This window comes from Rhizobacter sp. P2_D12 (assembly GCF_056404395.1).
Window position 1 is genome coordinate 87,147 of record NZ_JBFUEB010000009.1, and the last position, 6,372, is coordinate 93,518.

6 protein-coding genes are annotated in these 6,372 nt (G+C 69.5%); 5 read left to right on the forward strand and 1 reads right to left on the reverse strand.

The window, feature by feature from the left end:
* Positions 1-26 precede the first annotated feature (26 nt).
* Positions 27-1,484: a leucyl aminopeptidase gene (locus tag AC1DYN_RS04750; protein ID WP_477957959.1), complete on the reverse strand. Its 1,458-nt coding sequence runs from the start codon at positions 1,482-1,484 to the stop codon at positions 27-29.
* A gap of 26 nt (positions 1,485-1,510) precedes the next feature.
* On the opposite strand from AC1DYN_RS04750, the gene lptF reads away from it, so the two are divergent.
* The 5 genes from lptF to AC1DYN_RS04775 are packed head-to-tail and all read left to right on the forward strand — an operon-like array spanning position 1,511 to position 6,328.
* Positions 1,511-2,653, forward strand: a complete 1,143-nt coding sequence (gene lptF / locus AC1DYN_RS04755; RefSeq protein WP_477957960.1) for an LPS export ABC transporter permease LptF — start codon at positions 1,511-1,513, stop codon at positions 2,651-2,653.
* 10 nt (positions 2,654-2,663) lie between these two features.
* Positions 2,664-3,767 carry an LPS export ABC transporter permease LptG gene (gene lptG / locus AC1DYN_RS04760; RefSeq protein ID WP_477957961.1) on the forward strand — a complete coding sequence of 368 codons (1,104 nt, stop codon included), beginning with the start codon at positions 2,664-2,666 and terminating at the stop codon, positions 3,765-3,767.
* Complete coding sequence (locus AC1DYN_RS04765) at positions 3,764-4,150, forward strand: sirohydrochlorin chelatase (RefSeq protein WP_477957962.1); 387 nt, start codon at positions 3,764-3,766, stop codon at positions 4,148-4,150. Before lptG ends, AC1DYN_RS04765 begins: the two co-directional genes overlap by 4 nt.
* Positions 4,151-4,184: 34 nt before the next feature.
* Positions 4,185-5,141, forward strand: coding sequence for a CysB family HTH-type transcriptional regulator (locus AC1DYN_RS04770; protein ID WP_477957963.1), 957 nt, complete (start codon positions 4,185-4,187; stop codon positions 5,139-5,141).
* Between the two features lie 35 nt (positions 5,142-5,176).
* Positions 5,177-6,328, forward strand: coding sequence for a pyridoxal phosphate-dependent aminotransferase (locus AC1DYN_RS04775; protein WP_477957964.1), 1,152 nt, complete (start codon positions 5,177-5,179; stop codon positions 6,326-6,328).
* Positions 6,329-6,372: the final 44 nt, after the last annotated feature.

Here is a 6,372-nt window from a genome sequence, read left to right on the forward strand (position 1 = left end):
GCGGATTGCGGCATCGCTCGGGGTGGTTACTTCGCCTGCGACAGCACGAAGTGGGTCAGCAGCGGCACCGGACGGCCGGTCGCACCCTTGGCGGCGCCCGACTTCCAGGCCGTGCCGGCGATGTCGAGGTGCGCCCAGCGGTACTTGGCCGTGAAGCGGCGCAGGAACATCGCCGCCGTGATCGCACCGCCGGCGCGCGGGCCCACGTTGCCCATGTCGGCGAAATTGCTCTTCAGCGCCTCGTCGTACTCCTCTTCCAGCGGCATGCGCCAGGCCGGGTCGAGCGCGCCCTGGCCAGCCGCCAGCAGCTCGCCGGCCAGCACGTCGTCGGCAGTGAAGAGGCCCGAGTTGTGGTGCCCGAGCGCGATCACGCAGGCGCCGGTCAGCGTCGCGATGTCGACCACCACCGCGGGCTTGAAGCGCTCGGCGTAGGTGAGCGCATCGCACAGGATCAGCCGCCCTTCGGCGTCGGTGTTCAGGATCTCGATCGTCTGCCCCGACAGGCTGGTGACGACGTCGCCCGGCTTCACCGCGCTGCCGCTGGGCATGTTCTCGCAGGCCGGGATGATGCCGACCAGGTTCAGCTTCGGCTTCAGCTCGGCCACCGCGCGCAGCGTGCCCAGCACGCTCGCGGCGCCGCCCATGTCGAACTTCATCTCGTCCATCTCGGCGGCCGGCTTGATCGAGATGCCGCCGGTGTCGAAGGTGATGCCCTTGCCGACCAGCACCACCGGCGCCTGCGTCTTGGCCGCCCCCTCGTAGCGCGCGACGATGAAACGCAGCGGCTCGTCGGAGCCCTGGGCCACCGCGAGGAACGAGCCCATGCCGAGTTTCTCGACCGCCTTGCGGTCCAGCACCTCGACCTTCAGGCCGAAATCCTTGCCCAGCTTCTTCGCCTGCTCGGCCAGGAAGGTGGGCGTGCAGTGGTTGCCGGGCCGGTTGGCGCATTCGCGCGCCAGCGTAACGCCGGCGGTCACCGCCTGGCCGCGGGCCAGCCCGGCCTGCACGGCCTTGGCCTGCGCCTTGTCGCAGACCAGCGTGACCTTGGCGATCACCGGCGCGGCGGGCGCGCTCGGCTTGGTGTGGCGGTAGACGTAGGTGACGTCGCCCGCAGCAGCGACCAGCGCCTCGGCATGCTGCTCGCCCAGTTCGCCGACCGCGCCCAGCGCGACCGCGACGTGCTTAGCACCCAGGCCCTTCAGCTGCGACAGGCCGTTGGCGACCGCGGCCTTGAAGGCCTTGCCGGTGCCCGACGCGGCGCAGGCGACGACGACACGGGGCGCCTTCACGCCGGCCACCCGGTGCAGGTACAGCGCACGGCCGGCCTTCAGCGCGAAGTCGCCCTGCGCGATGGCTTCGTTGATCGGTGCCGCGAGCTTCGCGTCGAGCGCGCCGTCGATCGTGCTGCCGACCACCACCAGCAAGGCATCGGCTTGCAGCGACGAGAGATTGCCGGGGGACGAAACCTGATGTCGAAAGTCCATAATGCCTTCCAGTCCAGAATCCAACGATGTTATTCGATTCCTCCCTGAGGCGAGACCTCGCGCGCACATTCGGCGCCACGCTGGTGGTGATCCTCACCATCGTGCTGACGATGATGCTGATCCGCACCCTCGGGCAGGCCGCCCTCGGGCGCGTCGCGCCGCAGGACGTGGTGCTGCTGCTGGGCTTCGTCGCGCTGGCGCAGCTGCCGACGATGCTGAGCCTGTCGCTGTTCATCGCCACCGTCTCCACGCTGACGCGCATGTACCGCGACAGCGAGATGGCGATCTGGTTCGCCAGCGGCGTCGGGCTGTCGCGCTTCGTGCGGCCGGTGCTGCGCGTGAGCTGGCCGGTGCTGCTGGTGGTGGCGCTGCTGGCGCTGTTCGTGTGGCCGTGGATGAACGCGCGCAGCGCCGAGCTGCGCGAGCGCTTCGAGCGCCGCTCCGACCTGTCGCGCGTGACGCCCGGCCAGTTCCAGTCGTCGCGCGACGGCTCGCGCACCTTCTTCATCGAGCGTGACAGCGAGGACGGCCGCACCGGCCGCAACGTCTTCATCCTGACCGCGCAACCCGGCAAGGAATCGGTCACGTCGGCGCGCAGCGGCCACATCGAGAACACCGACGACGACCGCTTCCTGGTGCTCGACAGCGGCCAGCAGAACGAGCAGAACCTGCGCAGCGGCGAAAAGAGCCTGGCGAGCTTCCAGACCTACAAGGTGCAGGCCGGCGAACGCGTGCTGAGCAGCGCCACCGCACCGCCGCCGAAGGCCCGGCCCACCATCGAGCTGCTGCTCGAGCCCACGCCGGCCGCGCAGGGCGAACTGACCTGGCGCCTCGGCCTGTCGCTCGGCGCCGCCAACCTGCTGCTGCTGGCGATCGGGCTGTCGGCCACGCAGCCGCGGCGCGCCAGCAACTGGAACCTGCTGTTCGCGCTGCTCAGCTTCGTCGTCTACTACAACCTGATCAACCTGTCGCAGGCCTGGGTGGCCGGCGGCAAGATGGGCATGGGCACCGTGCTGGTGCTGATGCACGGCGGCGCCCTGATGGCCGCGCTGGCCCTGCTCTGGTGGCGCGACAACGGCACGCACTGGACGATGCTGCACCGCGGCGGCGGCAACGGTGGATCGGGCGGCCGCCTGAAGCAGCGCGTCGAACAGGCCTGCAAGAAGTGAAGACCACCGGATGAAAACCGTTCGTCGCCTGCTCTATGCCGATATCGTGTCGTCGGTCGCCTTCGTCGCCGTCGCCTTCCTGTCGCTGTTCTTCTTCATCGACTTCGTCGACGAGCTGGCCGACATCGGCAAGACCTGGACCGCGCTGCACGCCGCGGTGTACTCGCTGCTCGAGCTGCCGGGCCACCTGTACGAGCTGTCGCCGATCGCGGTGCTGATCGGCACCATCTACGCGCTGTCGCGCCTGGCGCAGTCGTCCGAGTTCACCGTGCTGCGCACCGGCGGGCTGGGCCCGGGGCGCGCGCTGTTCCTCCTCACCGGGCTGGGCATGGCCTTCGGCGTGCTGACCTTCGTGGTCGGCGACTACCTGGCCCCGCTCAGCGAACGCGGCGCAGCGCAGCTGCAGGCGCGCTACAAGGGCGGCTTCAGCCTCGGCATCACCGGCGCCTGGCTGAAGGACCACCGCGTGACGCCCGAGGGCGAGCGCTCGTACTCGGTCAATGTCGGCAGCGCGGCCGCCGGCGGCGTGCTGCTGAACATCCGCATCTTCGAATCCGACGGCAACGGCCGGCTGCTGCGCCGCATCAGCGCGGCGCGCGGGCACGTCAACAGCAACGACAGCTGGTCGCTGCAGGAGGTCAACCTGACCGACTGGCGCGATGCGGCCAGCGGCGGCTTGGTGATCTCGCAGCAGATGCCGGCCTACGAATGGGCGAGCTCGCTGCCGGCCAATGTGGTGGCGGCGGCCGTGCTGCCCGAAGGCTCGATGTCGACGCTGGAGCTGTTCCGCTACATCACCCACCTGTCCGACAACGAACAGGCGGCGCAGCGGCACGAGATCCAGTTCTGGAAGCGCGCACTGTACCCGCTGGCCTGCCTGGTGATGGTGGCGCTGGCCCTGCCCTTCGCCTACCTGCACGCGCGCGCCGGCGGCGTGAGCCTGAAGGTGTTCGGCGGCATCATGCTCGGCATCAGCTTCGTGCTGCTGAACAACGTCGCGGCACACCTGGGGCTGCTGCAGAACTGGACGCCGTGGATCGTCGCGGCGACCCCGAGCGCGATCTACCTGATGCTGTCGCTGGCCGCCTTCAGCTGGCTGGTCCGCTACCGATGAGCCGCGGCCTGCTGCTGTTCGCCCACGGCGCGCGGGATCCGAACTGGGCGCTGCCGTTCGAGGACGTCGCCGCGCGCGTTCGGGCCGCGCATCCCGGCGTGCCGGTGATGCTGGCCTTCCTCGAGTTCATGGAACCCGACGTGCGCAGCGCCGGCCGACGCCTGGCCGGACAGGGCTGCACCCGGGTCGACGTGCTCCCCCTGTTCCTCGGTGCCGGCGGCCACGTGCGCAAGGACCTGCCCGAGCTGCTGGCCGAACTGGCCGGCGCCCACCCCCGCGTCAGCTGGCAACTGCACCCCGCCGTCGGCGAACTCGACCCCGTCATCGCCGCGATGGCCCGCGCCGCCGGCGCCCTGCTCGACGCATCCACAGACACGAAGTGATTTAATCCGGGCAATCCACAGATTGCATCGGAATATGAACCTGCACCAGTTCCGGTTCGTCCAGGAGGCGGTTCGCCGCAACCTGAACCTGACCGAGACCGCCAAAGCGCTGTTCACCTCGCAGCCCGGCATCTCCAAGGCCATCCTCGAACTCGAGGACGAGCTCGGCGTCGACATCTTCGCGCGCCACGGCAAGCGGCTGCGCCGCATCACCGAGCCCGGCGCCGAGGTGCTGAAGTCGATCGAGGTGATCATGCGCGAGGTCGGCAACCTGAAGCGCATCGGCGAGGAGTTCTCGAAGCAGGACGCCGGCACGCTGTCGATCGCCACCACGCACACCCAGGCGCGCTACTTCCTGCCCGAGCCGGTGGCCCAGCTGCGCAAGCGCTTCCCCAAGGTCAACATCAGCCTGCACCAGGGCGCGCCGGCCCAGGTGGCGCAGATGGTGATCGAGGAGGTGGCCGACATCGGCATCGCCACCGAGGCCCTCTCCGACCACGAAGAGCTCGTCACGCTGCCCTGCTACGAATGGCAGCATGCCATCGTGATGCCGGCCGGCCACCCGCTGGCCCAGCTGGAGCGCATCACGCTCGAAGACCTGGCCCAGCAGCCGCTGGTGTCGTACCACCCGTCGTTCAGCGGCCGCACGCGCGTCGACCAGGCCTTTGCGGCGCGCAAGCTCAAGCCCAACATCGTGCTCGAGGCGATCGATGCCGACGTGATCAAGACCTACGTGCGCCTGGGCATGGGCGTCGGCGTGCTGGCCGAGATCGCGGTGCGCGACGACCCGCCGAACGGCGACCTGGTGTCGCGCCCGGCCGGCCACCTGTTCGGCCAGAACCTGACCCGCGTCGCGTTCAAGCGCGGCGCCTATTTGCGAAACTTCGTCTACGCCTTCGCCGAGATGCTGTCCGACCGGCTCAACCGCCCCTTGATCACGCGCGCGATGGGTGGCGACCCTGCCGGCCACGGCCACGACTACCAGCTCTGACCTGCCAGCTCCGACCCCTACCACCAGCCTTGACCATGCGAACTCCTCCGATCGAGAGCCGCCTGCCCCAGGTGGGCACCACCATCTTCACCGTGATGTCGGCGCTGGCCCAGCAGCACGATGCGGTCAACCTGGGCCAGGGCTTCCCCGACTTCGACTGCGACCCGAAGCTGCTCGACGCCGTGACCGGCGCGATGCACCGCGGCCTGAACCAGTACCCGCCGATGGCCGGCGTGCTGCCGCTGCGCGAAGCGGTGGCGGCGAAGATCGCGACCCTGTACGGCCACGCCTACGACCCGGCCCACGAGATCACGATCACCGCCGGCGCCACGCAGGCCATCATCACCGCGGTCCTGGCCATCGTGCACCCGGGCGACGAGGTGATCGTGCTCGACCCCTGCTACGACAGCTACGAGCCCAACATCACGCTGGCCGGCGGCACCGCGGTGCACGTGCCGTTGATGCCGAGGACGTTCCGGCCGGATTTCGAGCGCATCCGCGCGGCGCTGTCGCCGCGCACCCGCGCCATCATCATCAACACGCCGCACAACCCGAGCGCCACCGTCTGGAGCGCCGCCGAGATGCAGCAGCTGGCCGAGCTGCTGCGCCCGACCGACGTGTTCGTGATCGCCGACGAGGTCTACGAGCACATGGTGTTCGACGGCGCGCAGCACGAAAGCGTGGCCCGGCACCCCGAACTGGTGGCGCGCAGTTTCATCGTCTCGAGCTTCGGCAAGACCTACCACGTGACCGGCTGGAAGGTCGGCTACGTGGCCGCGCCGGCGGCGCTGACGGCCGAGTTCCGCAAGGTGCACCAGTTCAACGTCTTCACCGTCAACACACCGGTGCAGCACGGGCTGGCCGACTACATGGCCGATCCGGCGCCCTACCTGGAGCTGCCGGCCTTCTACCAGCGCAAGCGCGACCTGTTCCGCGCCGGGCTGGCGGCGAGCCGGCTGCAGCTGCTGCCGAGCGCCGGCAGCTACTTCCAGAGCGTCGACTACTCGGCGGTCAGCGACCTGCCGGAAGAAGGTTTCTGCCGCTGGCTGACGCGCGAGGTCGGCGTCGCGGCGATCCCGGTGTCGGTGTTCTATGCGGGCGGCTTCGAGCAGAAGCTGGCGCGCTTCTGCTTCGCGAAGAAGGACGAGACGCTGCAGCGCGCGATCGAGCGGCTGGCGGCGCTGTGAGCGTGCGGGATCCCGGATTGCGCTGCGCTTCATCCGGGCTACGG